At 60.6% G+C, this 15,787-nt stretch carries 16 protein-coding genes; 4 read left to right on the forward strand and 12 right to left on the reverse strand.

Features of this window, described 5'->3' with window-relative positions:
• Window positions 1–317: 317 nt before the first annotated feature.
• The 3 genes from ASD44_RS16575 to rfbB all read right to left on the reverse strand — a co-directional run bounded on the left by ASD44_RS16575 (window position 318) and on the right by rfbB (window position 4,233).
• Window positions 318–2,114, reverse strand: coding sequence for a hypothetical protein (locus ASD44_RS16575; RefSeq protein WP_156459872.1), 1,797 nt, complete (start codon window positions 2,112–2,114; stop codon window positions 318–320).
• A gap of 160 nt (window positions 2,115–2,274) precedes the next feature.
• Window positions 2,275–3,162, reverse strand: coding sequence for a sugar phosphate nucleotidyltransferase (locus ASD44_RS16580; protein WP_056114425.1), 888 nt, complete (start codon window positions 3,160–3,162; stop codon window positions 2,275–2,277).
• An 18-nt stretch (window positions 3,163–3,180) separates the two neighbouring features.
• A complete protein-coding gene (rfbB, locus tag ASD44_RS16585; protein ID WP_056114428.1) occupies window positions 3,181–4,233 on the reverse strand; it encodes a dTDP-glucose 4,6-dehydratase in 1,053 nt (350 codons plus the stop codon).
• Between rfbB and ASD44_RS16590 the strand changes: the two genes are divergently transcribed.
• Genes ASD44_RS16590 through ASD44_RS16600 form a run of 3 tightly spaced genes read left to right on the forward strand, consistent with a single transcriptional unit; the run spans window position 4,199 to window position 7,057 of the window.
• On the forward strand, window positions 4,199–5,224 hold the full coding sequence (locus tag ASD44_RS16590) for a class I SAM-dependent methyltransferase (protein ID WP_082542579.1): 1,026 nt from the start codon (window positions 4,199–4,201) through the stop codon (window positions 5,222–5,224). The two genes, rfbB and ASD44_RS16590, sit on opposite strands and share 35 nt — an antisense overlap.
• The gene (locus ASD44_RS16595; RefSeq protein ID WP_056114435.1) at window positions 5,187–6,263 is read left to right on the forward strand and encodes a glycosyltransferase family 2 protein; all 1,077 of its coding nucleotides are present in this window, start codon (window positions 5,187–5,189) and stop codon (window positions 6,261–6,263) included. The genes ASD44_RS16590 and ASD44_RS16595 overlap by 38 nt, the downstream gene beginning before the upstream one ends.
• Window positions 6,260–7,057, forward strand: a complete 798-nt coding sequence (locus tag ASD44_RS16600) for a class I SAM-dependent methyltransferase (protein WP_056114438.1) — start codon at window positions 6,260–6,262, stop codon at window positions 7,055–7,057. The genes ASD44_RS16595 and ASD44_RS16600 overlap by 4 nt, the downstream gene beginning before the upstream one ends.
• A 1-nt stretch (window position 7,058) precedes the next feature.
• Here the strand turns inward: ASD44_RS16600 and ASD44_RS16605 are convergent, their stop codons facing one another.
• On the reverse strand, window positions 7,059–7,439 hold the full coding sequence (locus tag ASD44_RS16605) for a hypothetical protein (protein ID WP_156459873.1): 381 nt from the start codon (window positions 7,437–7,439) through the stop codon (window positions 7,059–7,061).
• A 184-nt stretch (window positions 7,440–7,623) separates the two neighbouring features.
• On the opposite strand from ASD44_RS16605, the gene ASD44_RS16610 reads away from it, so the two are divergent.
• A complete protein-coding gene (locus tag ASD44_RS16610; RefSeq protein ID WP_056114445.1) occupies window positions 7,624–8,244 on the forward strand; it encodes a class I SAM-dependent methyltransferase in 621 nt (206 codons plus the stop codon).
• A gap of 13 nt (window positions 8,245–8,257) precedes the next feature.
• Here ASD44_RS16610 and rffA read toward each other — a convergent pair whose 3' ends face one another.
• The 8 genes from rffA to ASD44_RS16650 form a co-directional block, all read right to left on the reverse strand.
• Window positions 8,258–9,403: a dTDP-4-amino-4,6-dideoxygalactose transaminase gene (rffA, locus tag ASD44_RS16615; RefSeq protein WP_056114448.1), complete on the reverse strand. Its 1,146-nt coding sequence runs from the start codon at window positions 9,401–9,403 to the stop codon at window positions 8,258–8,260.
• A 142-nt stretch (window positions 9,404–9,545) separates the two neighbouring features.
• Window positions 9,546–10,742, reverse strand: a complete 1,197-nt coding sequence (locus ASD44_RS16620; RefSeq protein WP_056114451.1) for an MFS transporter — start codon at window positions 10,740–10,742, stop codon at window positions 9,546–9,548.
• Entirely contained in the window at window positions 10,739–11,962 is a 1,224-nt protein-coding gene (locus ASD44_RS16625; RefSeq protein WP_056114454.1) for a beta-ketoacyl-[acyl-carrier-protein] synthase family protein, read from the reverse strand. The genes ASD44_RS16620 and ASD44_RS16625 overlap by 4 nt, the downstream gene beginning before the upstream one ends.
• 54 nt (window positions 11,963–12,016) lie before the next feature.
• Window positions 12,017–12,325, reverse strand: coding sequence for a phosphopantetheine-binding protein (locus tag ASD44_RS16630; RefSeq protein WP_056114457.1), 309 nt, complete (start codon window positions 12,323–12,325; stop codon window positions 12,017–12,019).
• A 44-nt stretch (window positions 12,326–12,369) separates the two neighbouring features.
• Window positions 12,370–12,921, reverse strand: a complete 552-nt coding sequence (locus ASD44_RS16635) for a DUF6031 family protein (RefSeq protein ID WP_056114460.1) — start codon at window positions 12,919–12,921, stop codon at window positions 12,370–12,372.
• Between the two features lie 2 nt (window positions 12,922–12,923).
• Complete coding sequence (locus ASD44_RS16640; RefSeq protein ID WP_056114463.1) at window positions 12,924–14,006, reverse strand: DUF6001 family protein; 1,083 nt, start codon at window positions 14,004–14,006, stop codon at window positions 12,924–12,926.
• The gene (locus ASD44_RS16645; protein WP_162246432.1) at window positions 14,003–15,112 is read right to left on the reverse strand and encodes an SDR family oxidoreductase; all 1,110 of its coding nucleotides are present in this window, start codon (window positions 15,110–15,112) and stop codon (window positions 14,003–14,005) included. The genes ASD44_RS16640 and ASD44_RS16645 overlap by 4 nt, the downstream gene beginning before the upstream one ends.
• Window positions 15,105–15,557 (reverse strand): SRPBCC family protein, encoded by a 453-nt coding sequence (locus tag ASD44_RS16650; protein WP_056114470.1) that lies wholly within the window; start codon window positions 15,555–15,557, stop codon window positions 15,105–15,107. The genes ASD44_RS16645 and ASD44_RS16650 overlap by 8 nt, the downstream gene beginning before the upstream one ends.
• Window positions 15,558–15,787 lie beyond the last annotated feature (230 nt).

Below are 15,787 nucleotides of genomic sequence, written 5' to 3' on the forward strand. Positions count from 1 at the left end.
TTGCGGTTCGGGCTGGATTTCGATGCGGTAAAGTCGATCTAATTCAGCGGATGATTGAGTCGGAAGTCCCCAAATGGCTTGCCCCGCTTCGTCAAGCGGTTGATTTTATTGGCTCAGGACATCTATCGGTTGTAGAAATAATGATTTGACTGCAGTCGTTTACCCCAGACTACGAATCTGGGGAGTTCGAAACTCTTCGGGCGCACCAATTCCGCTTATAACTTTAAACAGATGTGAGGGAAGGGCTTTGCCTTTCCTGTCGTGAGGCTGGTTGCAATCTTGAGTCTTTGTTTCGACGCGGTCTGGCATATCGACCATCATCGTTTCGAGGGACAATGGGAATTGTTTACCTCAGTCGGCTTTAGAATCCGCTGCAACCTCGGTTTCTGGCCGTAGGATCCGTTGCCTGCCGGCGTCGTAATTTCTCCGACCACCTCGTAATCCGTATCCACATTCATCCCGAAATGGTGGATGACGGCAGCGGAGATGCTACGCGGTCCCCCCGGCTCGACGAGGAGCCACGCCGCTTCCCGTTCAGTACAGGGCACGCGTGCCACCGCCTCTTCGGCCACCCGATCGCTGCCAGGGTAGCCGCCGATTATCCACGCCTCGCCGATGGGTTTGGCGCCGATTGTGTAGAGCACAGTCGGCGAGTGGCCCGTCAGATCGATCATCGGCGTACCGGCAGTGAAACCCGCATGTTCGATCAATTTGGTAGTTTCGTTGAAATACCGCGCAAAACCGTCCTCGAGAAGGAGTTTGCTGCCGCCGACATTCGTCACCTGGGTGTTGAGACGCAGCGGTTGCGGTTGCCGGTAGGGAGCCTCCGAGGCGGCATAGGCAGCAAGAAACGCAACCAGCTGGCACAGCATCGCGACGGGCAGAAGGGGGCGCCATGAACCCACCCGCTCCACGACGAGCAGCAGCAGGGGTACAACCGAGGCCACCCAGAACAGGCCGGCCGCCACCGAACGGCTCCAATAGTTGTCGGCCGTCCCGAAGACGAAAGCGTAGGGCAACATCAGCAAGGCGATTGACAGCGCCAGACGCCGCACGACCGCCTTGGAGAATATCTCGCCGCGGATCAGCACAAGGCATGCCACCGCCGCTCCAAGTGGTATGGAAAGCATGATCTTGGCGTCGAAATCGGCCGGGCGAATGTTCGGCAGCCATAGTCCGAAGATCAAAGCGAGCTCAAACATGGCCACGGCGGCCGGTACAAGAAAGCCGAGTATGATCACTGCCCGATTTCTCGATGCGCAGAGGCAGACGCCAACGAATGTCGTCAGGGTGCCGATCGCAAAACCGATCTTTGCCTTCGGAGCGAGCCCGAACTTCTCCCACCTGAAAAGGGTTTGCGCTTGACCGCTGCCGAGAGCGTCGAAGCTCGTGAGGCCAGCCTTGAGCCGCCAATATGTACCCTGAGGGGACCCGTCGATGAGCAGGGACGCTATCAGGAGCAACAGGGCGGCGGTGAGCACGGACACTGATGCCATGCGCACGTTGAACTTCCCGGCAGCGGGAATGTACAGGGCGACAAGCACTGCGAGGGCCGCCGCCGTCGATGGCTTTGCCAGGAAAGCAAGCGCACCGCCGATACCGATCGTTGCCCAGCCAGCGACACTAACCCTGGAGGGTTGTCGATCGGCCAGAACGATCCCGGCCGCCACGATAGTCACGGCCTGCAGGGTCAAGCCATTGTAGCTTGGCGTAACCAGCCAATAGTAAAAGAAGGAGAACGATCCGGCCGCCATTGCCGCGGTGATGATGGTGCGTACCCACGCGGGCATGGCGTCTGGTCTGACTGGATGGCGGAAAAGCAGAGCGGCGCAAAAAACCCAAGCAAATCCAAATGTGAGTACGATGTTGGCTTGACGCAGCAGGACGATGTCCCCACCCAACAGCCGGTAGATCGGATGGTAGACGAAACCGAACAGCGTGACTGAAACCGGATAAGTCCCGGGAGCAGCGATCCAGTTTAGGTAAAAACCTTCGTCGGTGATGTCGATGCCACGGCGGGCAAGCAGCAGCATCCAAGCCACAACGGCCAAGGTCGCCAACCCCGACAAAATCAGAGCGACAAAGTCGGCGGTGGAACGATTTTTTGAATTCACGGCAAGGCTCGGCTGCGCTGTCGGGGTCTATAACGCAAAAAAGCCCTGCTGACGCAAGCCAGCGGGGCTTTGGTGTTTAAGGGTGGAGCTGCCAGATTGCGCTTTGTCGGATACCATCGAGGACGATAATCTTGTTCATAGCCTCAAGGCTCGCGACCGCTCAGGCGGCGTCGACTGTATCCAGCAGGCCGGTGAGGTAGGCTTTGTAACTGCCATTCGGATAGGTCGCGATCGTCGCCCGCAACTGCCCGGACGTCACAAAACCCTTGCGTAGCGCCACCTCTTCGGGACAGGCGATGCGCATGGCGGCTCTTTTTTCCAGCACACGGACAAGCTGGCCGGCTTCGAACAGGTCGTCCGGCGTGCCGCCGTCCAGCCATGCGATGCCGCGCATTATCCGTTCTACATAAAGCTCGCCAAGTTCCAGATAGGCCCGATTGATGTCGGTGATCTCAAGCTCGCCCCGCCCCGAGCGGACCTGTTGCGCTGCGATAGTGGCGACACGATTGTCGTAGAAATAAAGTCCTGGGACAGCGAGTTGCGACCCCGGATGGGTTGGCTTTTCAATCAGCGAAACGGCCCGCCCGTCGTCGCCAAGCGTAACCACGCCGAAGCTCGACGCGTCGGCGACTTCATAACCGTAAATGGTCGCGCCGCGATCACGCGCCAGGCCGCGTTGCACCAGGCTCGTCAGCCCCGCGCCGTAGAAGATGTTGTCTCCTAAAATGAGCGCGACGTTTCGCTCGCCGATATCCGGCTGGCAGATGCGAAAGCATTCCGCGATGCCGCCGGGGTTTTCCTGTACGCGCATCGTTATCGAAATGCCGAGATGCGAGCCGTCGCCAAGCAAGGCCTCGAATTGCGGGACATGCTCCGGCGAGGTGACAATGAAAAAGTCCCTGAGACCGCCCAGCATCAATGTTGTCAGCGGGAAATAGATCATCGGCTTGTCATAGACCGGCAGCAGATGCTTGTTGACGCTGCGGGTCAGTGGCTCAAGCCGCGAACCGGATCCGCCCGCCATGATGACCGCACACCAGTTGACCATCTTCTCTCCACCCGCAGCTCAGGGGATGGCCGCGCCACCCGTCAGGCCGAGCCGGCCGAAACTCTGCTTTGACGCGATCCAGTCACGATTGTCGAGATACCAGTCGACCGTCCTGGCCAGCCCGCTGTCGAGGGTCTCCTTGCGCCGCCAGCCAAGATCGCGCTCGGCCCTGGAGGAGTCTATGGCGTAACGGAAATCATGGCCGGGCCGATCGGTGACGAAATCGATGAAACTGGCATATGAGCCGCCGTCGGGGCGCGGCAAGCGTCGGTCGAGAAGTTCGCAGATCGACCGCACCAGCCTTATATTGGACCGTTCTGCAGAGCCGCCGAAATTGTATTTTTGCCCTGGCTTGCCGCGGGTAAGCGCGTCCATCAGGCCCTGCACGTGATCGTCAACGAAAAGCCAATCCCGGATATTTTCGCCGTTTCCGTAAACTGGAATCGGTTGGCCAGCGAGTGCTGTACGGATGACCGTCGGAATCAGTTTTTCGGAATTCTGGTAGGGACCGTAATTGTTCGAGCAGTTGGTCACGATGGTCGGCAGCCCGTACGTCTCGTGCCAGGCGCGGGCAAGATGATCGGCCGACGCCTTGCTGGCCGAATAGGGCGAATTCGGTGCGTAAGCCGCGGTCTCCGAGAAAAGGCCAGTGTCACCCAGGCTTCCATAGACCTCATCAGTGGAAACCAGCACGAAACGGAATTCGTCCGCGCCGCGCCGCGCGTTGCGACAATGGTTGAGTGCCGCTTCCAGCATCACGTACGTGCCGATGATGTTGGTGGTGAGGAAGTCGGCCGGCCCGTCGATCGACCGGTCGACGTGGCTTTCCGCGGCGAGATGAATGACGGCCGTCGGCTGAAAATCGCGGAAGGCGGCGGCCATCGCCTCGGCATCGACAATGTCTGCCTGCAGGAATTGGTAGCCAGGATTGGCTTCACAACCGGCGACCCCACGCAAATCTCCCGCATATGTCAGCTTGTCGATATTGAGAACCGCAGCCCCTTCCGAGATAAAGCGACGCACCGCGGCGGAACCGATGAAACCGGCGCCGCCGGTTATGATGAGGCGCATGATTTCCTACCATACGTTGCCCGCTGTTTGCGCATTACATAGGCCATGGGTAAGGATCAACGGGCAAGGCTCTTTTTCCAGCGTTGACCGAAGACAGGAGAACCTGGTGGACGGCTTCGGACAGACATTCGACGATTGGTGCAGCCACATACCGGGACTGCGGAAGACTGGGGACCGCCAATGGACTCATGTGAAGGAATCGGCGGTTTCCTATCCGCAGGCCGGGCTGGCGCGGCTCGCTGAGATCGAACCGGTTTCCTTCTGGTTCCGGCACCGCAACAACGTAATCGTCGCGGCGTTGAAGCGCTATCCTCCCCACGGCCGACTGGTGGATATAGGAGGTGGCAACGGGTTCGTCAGCCTAGCGATGGCGCAGGCGGGCATTGACTGCGTCGTCGTCGAACCCGATGCCGGTGGCGCTGCAACGGCGGTGTCGCGGGGATTGCCTGTTGTATGCGCCGCGTTCCAGAACCTGGACTTGCGCGCCGCATCGCTGGACGCTATCGGCATGTTCGATGTTCTCGAACACATCGAGGACGAGGGTGGAGTGCTCGACGAACTTTTCCATAAACTGAAGCCTGGCGGCATGATCTACATCACGGTTCCGGCTTACCGGTTCCTCTGGTCGAGGGAAGACGTCTATGCCGGACATTTTCGCAGATATAGCCGCCGCCGCCTCGATCGCGCTCTGCGGCAAGCGGGGTTTGCGCCCCTCTATTCCAGTTACTTCTTTTCGATGCTGGTGCCAGCGGTCGCAGCGTTCAGAAGTATCCCCTCCCTGTTGCGTTTGGGTCGCCGCAGAGCGCATGACATCGATCCCCAGGATCACCAGTTGCCGGGCGGAATAGCTGCATCGGTCCTGAAGGGGTCGTTCCAGGCGGAGGTGCGAAGAATTTCCAGGGGAAGGCGCGTGGCGTTCGGAACGAGCTGCCTCGCGATAGCGCGCAAGCCGGATGGCGGCGGCTCCGAAACTGGCGGTGGCAATGATTAAAAAAACCTACATCGCGGTCGTTGTCCCGGTTTACCGGGGCGAACAGTTTGTCGAAGAGCTGTGCAACAGGCTCCACGCCACGCTTGGGCAGATCGATGCCAGCTATTCCATCGTGCTGGTCGATGATGCGAGCCCGGACAATTCCTGGCAGAGGATCAAGGACGAAGCGCGCAAGGATTCGCGTGTCCTGGGCGTCCAGCTAAGCCGGAATTTCGGACAGCATTACGCAATTACCGCCGGTTTGGACAATGTCGATGCGGATTGGGTCGTCGTCATGGACGGCGATCTGCAAGACCAGCCCGAAGATATTTTGACCATGCACGAGAAGGCGGTTCGGGATGGCTTCGACGTCGTTATCGCCGAACGTTCGCTGAGGACAGATCCATTTCTCCGCAAGATGAGCTCCGCCATTTTCAACCGGTTTCTCAGTCTGTTGTCAGGGCTCAACCTCAGCGCGCGCTATGGCAATTTCCGGATCATGAACCGCAACGCGCATCAGGCCTTCGCGCAGATGCGCGAACACATGCGCTTTTATCCGGCGATCATGCAGTGGATCGGCTTCAGATCGGGATATGCGCAGACCAGCCGGGTAGCACGTCCGCATGGCCGTTCCTCCTATACGCTCGTTCGCCTCATCAAATTGGCGGTCCAGGCGACCGTCGCCTATTCGGAACGCCCGCTCCACGTCAGCATCGTGCTGGGTCTCGTCATCTCGCTGGCTGCGTTCATTCTCGGAGCCTACGTGATCGCGATGAAGCTCTTCTGGAACGTCGATGTCGAAGGTTGGACGAGCTTGTTTGCGACCGTGAGCTTTTTGGGCGGGCTGCAGATTTTTCTCCTCGGAATCGTTGGGCTTTATATCGGGAAGACATTCCAGGAATCGAAGAAGAGGCCGCTTTATCTGGTGAGGGAGCGGGCGGATGGGGCGGTCAATACCGCGATTTTGCCGAAGCCCGTAAAAGCCCTTCCGTCTGCGGAGCAATCGAGACCGACACGCAGATCGACGGCTGACCGCAAGGGATTTAAGGACAACCGATGACCAGCCGATTTTCGAGCGAACGGATCATGGAGTTCTGGACCGAGCAGGCCCTGGCCCACGGCCAGGAAGCAGGCGCCTCATGGTCGGACGTTCGTGTTATGGAGATGGAGGTGCGGGAGATCGCCAAACGCCTCGGTCATGGCATGCGTGTTCTGGATGTCGGCTGTGCAAACGGGTTTTCCACGCTGCAACTGGCAAGGAGTACTGGCATCAATGTGCGCGGGATCGACTACATTCCCGAGATGATCGAGGCAGCCAGGCTGAACCTCGCCGAATCGAAGGATATTCCACAAGCGCAAGTCGAATTCGATGTCGGCAATATCCTGTCGCTTGCTGAAGCAGATCAAAGTTTCGACGCCGTGGTCGTCATCCGGGTCGTCATCAATCTAGAGAACTGGCAGCGCCAGCAGCAGGGGCTCTTGGAATGCGCGCGCGTCTTGCGCCCGGGCGGCCTGCTGCTGCTCTCGGAGGCAACGCTTCAAGGGTTGAGCCGGCTCAACGCGTTGCGTCGCGAATGGGGTCTCGATGACATTCCAATGCCACCCTTCAATTTCTACCTGGATGAGCCGAAGGTGGCGGCGCATCTTGAGGGATCGCTTGAACTGGTCGAAATTGTCAACTTCGCCAGCACCTATTTCGCTGCGACGCGTGTGATCAAGCCGCTGCTTGCCAAACTGGCGGGTGACTTTGTCAATCCGGCGGATCCACTGATGGAGTTCAATCGTTGGATGTCCACCGCGCCGGCCTGGGGGGACTACGGGACGCAGAAACTCCTGGTGTTCAGGAAGAGATGAGCTACGCGCCGCTGGCCACCAGAAGGACGCCGGCGACGATGAAGAGGTTCCCGATCAGCGCGGGCCATGAAAAGGCCTCGCCGAGAACCAGCACCGCGCCGGCGAACACCATCGGATAGGACAGGGCGGCAACCGGAAATGCCAGCGACAGGGGAAGCCGCGAAATCCCGGCATACCAGCACACTGCCGCGAAGACCAGCACGCCCACTCCCAGCATCAGCCTCCAGTCTTGCAGAACCGCCAGCAGGTAGCGAAGAAAATCGCCGGGAACCAGCGGAATGGCGCCATGCGTGCCCAGCCGGCTCTTGATGATCAACTGGGTAACGGTGAGCAGGCAGACCGAGAGCAGGACGAGGCTCAGGCCCGTCGTTCTGAATTCCATGGCAGGCATCCAAGGTTTGGAGAGCGGCGCGGTGCATCTAGCGCGCATTTCATTAATGTTGGAAGACGGCAGCCCGGCGTTGTGAGAGGAACCAGCGTCCACGCATGGCCGGTCCTTGCGGCGCTTTCCATAGCAGGCGCGACATGCCATATGCGTGTCAGTTTTGAACCGGCCACGGACCGCCATGCTCGATCCACGTCAGCTGCTTTCCTACGCATGGGTTTACAGCCTGTTCCGCCGACTGGTCACCGGCAAGAAAGAAAACCGCTATCTTAAGGAATTTCTCCGCATCGTTCCGGGGCAGCGGGTGCTCGACATTGGCTGCGGCCCGGCAGACCTTCTGGCCGACTTCCCCGTGGGCGTTGACTATCACGGCTACGATCATGAGCCAGACTATATTGCTTCGGCGAAAGCCCGTTACGGGGATCGCGGCACTTTTCGCGTGCATGCGGTCACGCCGGACGCCGTGGATGACATCGGTACCTTTGACGTTGTCATTGCCACCGCCGTCCTGCACCATCTGACCGACGAAGAAGCCGGTACGCTTCTGGCCGGCGCCGCAAAGGTGCTGCGGCCCGGGGGTCGCCTTGTCACGCTGGACGGCGCCTACGTCGAAGGACAGGCCTGGCTGGCAAGGTTGCTGCTAAAGCTGGATCGTGGCCGCTTCGTGCGAACGCCCGATGCTTATCTTGCCCTCGCACGGCGTCATTTCGGGCATGTGGAAGCGACGGTCGTGCATGACCTCATTGCGATACCATACACGCATATTATCCTTGAGGCGGCCGATCCTCTCCCGTCCCTGTAACGGTGGGCTTCACCTAAGGCGCTTCATTCGCTCTTGAAAAATAAGAATGCACCGCATCGATCACCCGGGTCGCGGCGTCGCCATCCATGCCATGATAAAGCGGCAGCCGCACCAGGCTCTCGGCAACCCGTTCGGTTGTCGTCATGGGGCCAGCGGTGCGGCCGTATTTCTGTCCGCCGGGACTTGAATGCAGAGGAACGTAATGAAACGCGGACGAGACGCCGGCCACACGCAGAGCATCGATGAATGCACCGCGTTCCGCGGCGGTGCCGAGCAGCAGATAGTAAATGTGACCGTTGTGGCTTGCGTAATTGGGAATGACGGGACGGCGCACAAGGCCTGATAACTCCAGCCCGGCAAAGCCCCGATGATAATTCTCCCACGTCACCAGCCGGTCGGCATTGATTCGGTCGGTATGCTGCAACTGCGAAAATAGAAACGCCGCAATCAGTTCGCTCGGCAGGTATGAAGAACCGATATCGACCCAGGTATATTTGCCGACTTCGCCTCTGGAGAACTGGCTGCGGTTGGTGCCTTTCTCGCGGATGATCTCCGCGCGCTCGATCATGGCGGAATCGTTCAGCACCAGCGCACCGCCCTCGCCGGAGACGATGTTCTTGGTTTCGTGGAACGAAAGAGCTGCGAGATCGCCAAGCGCGCCGGCCGGCCTGCCTCTATGGAACGACCCCAGCGCCTGCGCCGCATCCTCCACGACCATCAATCCGCGTGATCGTGCGACCGCGTTGATGGCGTCCATGTCGCATGGCACGCCGGCGTAATGCACAACGAAAATCGCTTTCGTCCGCGGCGTGATAGCCGCTTCGATCGCTGCCGGATCGATGTTGAGCGTTTCGGGATCGATATCGACGAAGACCGGAGTGGCGCCACGCAAGACCACCGCATTGGCTGTCGATACAAAGGTGAAGGACGGCATGACGACCTCGTCGCCCGGTCCCAGACCGCACAGGATCGCCGCCATTTCGAGGGCAGCGGTGCAGGAGTGGGTCAGCAATGCTTTGGGGGATCCAAGGCGTGACTCGAGCCAGGCGTTACATCTCTTTGTGAATTCGCCGTCGCCCGACAATTTGCCGGTTTTCAACGCCTCGGCAATGGTTTCGAGTTCGTTGCCGATCAGTGGAGGCCGGTTGAAAGGGATCATCTTTTCGGCAACTCAGTTCCACGCAGCGCCATATGCCCTGTGATCGGTCCGGTTGCTAGCACGACTTGACGGGAACAGGCCATACTGCCAGCGCCGGCACGGGTTCGAGTGACTGTGCCGGGCTCCTGCACGGCTGTTGCCTTCAGGCACTGGCATGCCGCCCGGCGCGAACCCGCCGCGCGGCCAGCCAGGTAAATCCGGCGCCGGTCAAAACGGCGACCAGCCAGTAGGGTGCGGTCGGATGGATCTTTGCGAAAAGCAGACCGCACAGGGCCGGTCCGATCACCCGGCCGATGGCTGCGGCGCTGTTGGCATAGCCAAGCAGGGCGCCCCGGGAGTGATCCGCGGAAAGTCGCGAAAGAAGCGTGGTGCACAGCGTCTGGATCGTGGTTATCCCGCCCAGCAGGACCGGCGAAGTGATGATGAGCACGAGAGCGGATTGCGGGAAAATCAAAAAGACCGCTGCCGCCAGGAAGGTCACCAGCACGCCTCCCAACAGCAGGATACCTTCGTCGAACCTGTCGATCAGTTTGGGCAGCAATGCGATCTGGACACCAACGGTGAAAAGCGCCGCCCAAAGAAACAGGATGCTCACCCGCGCGGCATTCCAGCCGAAGGTATGAGACACCCAGAAGCCGGTCATGGCGACCAGACCGGTCTGGATCATGGCCGTCGCCCCGAACAGGCCGAGCAGTTCGTGCCTAGACCAGGGACAGGGGCCGGCCGGGCCGCCCGCATCGGTCTCGCCGGACTGCGCAGCCCCCGGTATTTTTTCCGTGCCGTATAACCCGGCAACCGAGATGAAGGCCGCACCGCTTGCCAACGCCGCCAGGATCCCTGGCCAGAATGCGATGTAGTCCATGTCATGGGGCAGCATCGCGCCGATGGCGGGACCCATGACAAATCCGAGCGCCCACGCCGCGGAGAGCATCGCCATCGCCTTACCGCGCTTGGCGCCGGGGCTGGCGTCGGCGACGGCCGCTTGTACGACGCCGGTGCTGCCGGCCATCGCACCGGCCAGCAGGCGCGACAGGAAAAGGCTGGCAAGGGTGCCGCTGAACGCGAACAGGATATGAGCCAGGACCCTTCCAAACAGCGGCAGGAGAATAACCGGGCGGCGGCCGAAACGATCGGAAAGCACGCCAAGTAGCGGCGCCGAAATGGCGGCCATGAAAGCGTAGGCGGCGGTCAGCAGTCCACCCGTCAGCGCCCCGGCGTCATGAGCCTCCAGGATGAAGGGCAGCAGCGGAAGGATGAGGGCATAACCAATTGAATCCAGCAGGACAACCGAGGTGAGCGCATTCATGGCGCGGTTGCCAGATTTGCCGCTGGTCTTCACACCAGCTTCGCGACCAGCGCGCAATTCAGTCCGCCGAACGCGAATGACGTCGACATCGCCGCCCGAAAATCGATGCCTTCCGCTTTGAGAACCAGGGGCAGCCGGCACTCTTCATCCGGCCTTATGTAGTTCAGGATGGCCGGCGCCTGCTTCTTGTAAATCGCAAGAATAGCCAGCAGGAATTCCATGGCGCCGGTTGCGCCGAGCATATGGCCGTGGCTGGATTTGGTGGCGATCACCCTGTTGTGGTTGAGACTGTCGCCATAGACATTGCGGAACACTTCCGCCTCGGTCCTGTCGTTCAGGATCGTCCCGGTGCCGTGGGCGCTAAGCAGGATCGGCTCGTTCACGTCAAGGCCGGCGTCCCGGTGAGCCGCCTTCACCGCGGCCGCTGCTCTTTCCGCGTTCGGCTTGGTGATATGCGCGGCATCCGAGGTCGCCCCGCTGCCGGCTATTTCGGCGTAGATGCGCGCACCGCGCTTTTGTGCGCTTTCCATGTCCTCCAGGATCAGCGTCGCTGCGCCTTCGCCGACGGCGGTGCCATCGCGTTCGGCCGAAAAAGGCCGGCAGGCGGTTGGCGAAAGCGCCTGCAGCGATTCCCATGCTCGCAGACTGCCATAGGTGAGGCTGGCGTCGCTGCCGCCGGTGATCACCATATCGGCGCGGCCGCTGCGGATCAGGTGCATGCCCTCGCTGACCGCATGCGCGGAGGAGGCGCAGGCGCTGGAGAGCGCATAGGCCAGACCCTGGATGCCAAACAGGATGGAAATATGCGAGACGCCGGCGCTGCCCATGATCCTCGGCACGGTCAGCGGATGCAGGCTGGAGCGGCGCTTGATGAAAAGCTGATTGTACTCCTGGTTGAGCGTGACCAGCCCGCCGCTCGTCGTCGCATAGAGGATCGCGGCGTCGCGAAGCGCCGGATTGCCGATCTCGATACCGGCGTCGGCCAGCGCCTCGGCAGTCGCCACCGCGGCCAGATTCGCGAAAGGATCGACGCTGTTGATCTGCCGGGGACCGAACCGCTCGCGTAGCTTCGGCACCGGATCGTCCTTGATGCGGGCGAGAGGCAGGGAAAAATCCATTCCCTCAAGTCCGGGCTCGCTGATCGTCTCTTCGGCGATTCCACACACGCCGTTCATCAGATTGGACCAGGCGGTCGCCGTGTTTTCACCCAGGGCCGAAACGGAGCCCAGTCCGGTTACCGCCACTCGGCGCATGTCATCTCCGTTCGATCCACGTCTGCGTCATCGATGCCATTCGCCTGCCGCCACTCAGTCTTTGCCCAGCACGCCGAATTTCTTTTCGCCCGGTGGTTCATTCATGACGCCCTCGATGTAGCGGCAGACCTCTTCCACCAGGAACGGGCTTTTCTCGACGGCCGCGTCGCCATATTCCAGCGCGATCCATTGCTGCACCGGCAGCTTGACGCCACAGGTCCGCTCGATCCGGTAGCTGGCGCGCAGCAGGTCCAGGCTGTCGATATCCAGATCGTTGAGCAGATGTGTGCTGCTGGCGACGGTATTGGGTTCGACCCCGCATTCTTCAAGAAGCGCAGAACGAAGCAGATCCAGCGTATCCATGGTATATTTTCCTCAGCCGCAAGGGATCCCGGCAGGACTTGCAATCACAGGGCTTCGAACCTCTTGGCCAGAAAGCCGAGATCAGCACCAGTATCGGCTGCGGCCGCCGACCAGTTTCGCATTGCCCGCAGAATCTGTCTCTGGCTGGATGTCCCCATGCCGTCGGGAACATCGCCCGGCAACTGCTCGATCAGCCCGTTTCCGAACGAAAGCAGTGCCGCACACAGCGTTTCGGCGGAGGCATCGGGCCTGTCCAGGCAGACCGCCCGCACGAGTTCGGCGCTGCCGATATTGAACACCGGGAGCCCATGCTGCAAGGCAAAGGCAAGCTCGTGCCCTGGAGCGACGCTTGCGCCTGAGCCAGGAAACGCATGCCCCATCTTTTGCAGCGTCTCGACCAGAAGCAGCCTCAGGGCCTTCAGATATTCAGGCTGGTTACCGGCGCCGCCAATGTCTTCGAGGATGCTCCGGATGCCGGTGCCGGCGCTCCAGAAGAAATCCACCAGATTTTCGAAGGAATTGCTGATGACGAGCGTGCTGCCGGTCTCGGGATCGGCCAACCCCGACATGGAGGCGGCGTCTGAAGTCGGTTCCATTGTCATGCTTCCTCGACTGCGGCGTACAAGAAACCATGCTGCAGCAGCCTCAGCGCCGTAGCAGCGTCCCGTGGCGTCGCAAAATCGTTCGTCGCATTCGTGCCGGCCGTTTGCAAATGATCGACAATCGCCGAACCAACGACCGCCGCCGCGTCCTTGAGATGGAGGCTGGTCGCATTGGGCAGGAAGCCATGCGCCCGGACACCCTGCGCCAGGGCCAGCCGGATCGCAGGCAGCCGGTCGGAAGGAAAAATCCGCCTTTCAAAATAGGCGTTCACGGCCTCGAAGAGGGTCAACTGACCCGGCTCCTTCGAAAGCCCGCCCGCATCGAGGTTTTCGTGCAGCGCCGTCAACAGCGCCACACCCTCCCGCACCGCCGGCCGTTTCGCATCGACGGCGAAGTGGCTCCAGCGTTCGAAAATCCATTTCATGTTGGACTGCACATGCCCGCATGACGCCATCAGCACATCCATGGCGGCCATCAGCGCCAACTGGCCGTAAGCATAGGCGGACTCGGCAAGTCCCGCCTTGACGGCGAGCCGCAGGAACAGGGCGTTGAACAGATAGTCCTTCAGACGGGATGCCGCCGTGGCGCCGCAAAGTGTCGCCAGTCGGTGATGATAGCTTTCGCCATCGCTGAACGGCACGCCGTTGGTGATCCTTTCGAGGTCAACCCACCGGACAGGCATATCTTCGGTCAGCCTGGCATTCAGGACGATGGCCTGCAGGGTGGGGTGAGCCGTGGCGCTCTCGAGCGTGTCGAGCGTTGTCTCGATGTTGGCGCCGCTCAAAAGCTTCAGACCCACCCGCCGCTGCTGGAAGAAAAGCATGTTCGACGTCGCGTGGTTTTCGGGCAAGGGACCGTCCGCAACCAGCATGATGTCGATGTCGCTGGTGCTTGACGCCAGGCCCCGCGCGACCGTGCTGACATAGAAGGGCCGATGCGACGGGTCGCTGCGCTCCAGCACGAATTTCTCGAATTCGGCCTTGTCGAGACCCTGACTGGCGAAGAACTGGTCCACGTTGTGGCGGCCTCGCCGCAGCGTATCATCCTGGTAGGCCGATAGTTCCTCCATGACGATCATGCCGGCTGCTCCTCGCCCAGCCATTCCGGCACGCGGTCGACCAGAGCGCGGGAACGGTTGCGGCCGATCCAGTAATCGACAACCGAAGGCATGTAGGATTCGGGTATCGGCATGGCGTTGCCGAGCAGGCGCGGCTCGATGTCCCGGCCGCTGCCGCCATGGGCGATATAGCCGGCCATGATGTCGCTGATTTGCTCGACCTTGGAGAACTGCTGTTCCATATCCCAGCTTTTCGAAGCTTTCATCAGGAAGCGGAATTGCCTCTCGCTGATGATCGAGATCTGCGGCAGGGCGCCGAGACCTGCCGCGGCTCGTGTGTCATTGACCCGGGCCGAGGTGATCTCGGCGAACTTTGCCAGTCTGATGGCGTTGTTGCCGGAGGCGACGATGAGCCTCAGCACCGGGTCGGCGTCTGAAAGCTGCCGCGCCGCCAGCTCGATCTCGCGCCAGACGATATCGATGGGCACCGTATCGACCGTGTAGGTGCGCTCCGCGATCAGGCACGGCACCTCGGCCATGGCGATCAGGCTCATCATCGGATAGAGGCCGTTGAAGCGGGCGATCCAGCCGTCCGATTGCGAACCCACCACGAGGCTGCAACGGATCGTCGCCAGATAGGCCCTAGCGGAGAAATCATCCAAAAGCATGCGTTCTGCCTGCAGCTTCGTCGCCTCATAGGCGTTGCGCGGTTCCGCATCGTCGCTGCAGAAAGCCGTGGACAGGAAGATGATCGCCGGGCGGTTCCTGCTCGCTTCCACGGCGAGTTGTGCGAACCGCCGCGTGCCGTCGATGTTGATGGGCCCCACCAACCGCTGGGATTTGGTCCAGGACACATCGCCGGCGCAATGGATGGCCAGACAGCGGTGATGCGCACCGACCGCCGCTTGAGCCGCCGCCGCATCTTCGTCTTTCGTCAGATCGGCGTAGACAGGTATTACCCGGGCGGCCATATCGTCGCCCACCGCCTTGCGCAGGCGGTCCATGGATGACGGCTCTCGCAGGATGCAAATAAGCTTCTGCGGCCAGTGTTCGGTCAGTTCCCGCACGAGGAAGCTGCCCACCGCGCCCGACGCTCCCGAAAGGATTATGGCGTCATAATCAAGCACGGGCATCCTCGTGACGGCTTCGCGCCTCGATTTCACGCAGCATCTGGCCGCAGTTGTCGCGAATGGCCTTTTCGCCGAGGGGATGCAAGATGTGCGATAGGGCAGGAACGCCAAGGTCGAACGTCACACTGTACCGAGCGATGACGGAGTTTCCGCTTTCTATCGTTTCGAACGAACCCGTCCACTCTGCAAGGTCGCCGCTGATCTGCTCGAATGTCATGCGATGCACGGCGTCGAAATATTCGTCGGCCTCCGTCCATTGGAGCTCGTTGCCATTGAAAAGCACCACCCATGCCGTGGCATGCGCCACGCCGGGGATATCGCATTGCTCGACGCTAATCACCTGCTCCATGAATTTCGGATAATCGAGCAGGTTTCGGGCGATGGTCCAGACCCGTTCGGCGGATACGCCGACGATTTCCCGTTCGACTGTCACATCAGGCATTGGTATCTCCTTGCATCGATGCAGCGACGTTTTGATATGCTGCAGATGCGAAATATGGCGTCACAGGTCGCCAACTCGACCATTGATTGTCGAAAAGCGCCGGAAAAGGGTGAAGGATAAGGCGGCTCGGTGACAAGCATTGCGCGAAACCCCGTGACAGCGGAAAGTTTCCCAGGCTTTTCAATTGCTTTTCATCTTGCATTTAGAAGCGGCCAGACGCCAATGTTCGT

Origin of the sequence: Mesorhizobium sp. Root554 (genome assembly GCF_001427025.1) — a bacterium.
Classification (GTDB): Bacteria; Pseudomonadota; Alphaproteobacteria; order Rhizobiales; family Rhizobiaceae; genus Mesorhizobium.